A 1,223-nucleotide genomic window follows, 5' to 3' on the forward strand; every position below is an offset into this window, starting at 1 on the left:
TGGACGTCAGCTGCCAACGCTTGCGACAGCTTCAGGAGAAAGACCCGACCGCCGCAGGATTGGTGGTGGCATCCAACATTTCTCATGCGGAAGACATCGCTGATTGTCTGAAACAGATGGGACAGACGGTGTGCCTGGTAACCAGCCAGACGGAAGGGGCGCACGCACGACTTGAGGCCTTTCGCTACGGCCATACCTCGTGGATTATCTCCGTCAACATGGTCAGTGAAGGGATCGACATTCCCCGCTTGCAGGTCTGTTGCTACCTCAGCCACGTCAGGACCGAACAGTATTTTCGTCAGGTGCTAGGCCGAATCATACGGCGTCGACATGCACAGGATGATGCGTGCTATTTCTATGCGCTCAACGAAAGCACGTTACGACACTACGCCTACCGACTGTTTGACGACTTGCCCGACGAGCATGCTGCGATCCAACTGGATCCCTTCTCCTCCCCGACAGACTCCGCCCCAATCGTCTATCCAGCCACTGATTCGATAGCCTCCAACGACCCTGGCACGAGTGGAAAACTCCCGTCGATTGACATGCGTGGCGCGCCAAATGCTCAGGCCCCCATGAGTGAGTGTGTGAGCTTCTCAGAGGGAGTACGAGAGATCACTCTTGATCTGGCAAATGATGTGGCGTTCTCCAACGCCTTCTTGGCGCGCCTGGTATCGATCTGATTACAGGAGGCGGCTCGGCAGCCACGCCCGCCCAACCACCAGATGATTTCACTTTTTTATAGCCTAATCCTAAGCATAACATCCACAAATCGCACATTTACCAGTGGAATTACTCAAATAATCCTGCATATGCGTGACTCTCAACTCTCCATGCCTTCTAGGGCATGCATTTCGGGTTGGCTGATTTACGAAGGGTGATAGCGTGAAATTCGATGGCCACCTCACAGCGCATATCGGCCCCCACTCCAACTTTTCGACATCGATGGAGATCCCTCATGGTGTCCAGACCACCGACAGGCATCCACCCGCCTCAAAGACGAAGACCTCAGGCAATGCAAGTGATCCCCTATCAGGGAAACCAGGACTCTCTGCCGGGACTTTGCCTGACGGTCTCGGCACGAAAGCTGATCATGGCAAGCCTTGCACCGAGTACCATCCGAGCCTTCCAAAGCGACATACGGATGTTTCTCAGACGTGGCGGCACCCTCCCCAGCACCGACACGGAGATAGCCAACTATCTCACCCGGTGTTTCGAGGACG

1 protein-coding gene and 1 pseudogene are annotated in these 1,223 nt (G+C 55.0%); both read left to right on the forward strand.

The window, feature by feature from the left end:
• A partial coding sequence (locus AC4FAH_RS12710) for a DEAD/DEAH box helicase (protein ID WP_490246148.1) occupies window positions 1–683 on the forward strand: 683 nt, incomplete at its 5' end.
• A 332-nt stretch (window positions 684–1,015) separates the two neighbouring features.
• Window positions 1,016–1,223 (forward strand): annotated as a pseudogene (locus tag AC4FAH_RS12715) (hypothetical protein); the annotation flags it as partial.

The sequence above is a fragment of the Cobetia sp. genome (assembly GCF_983723665.1).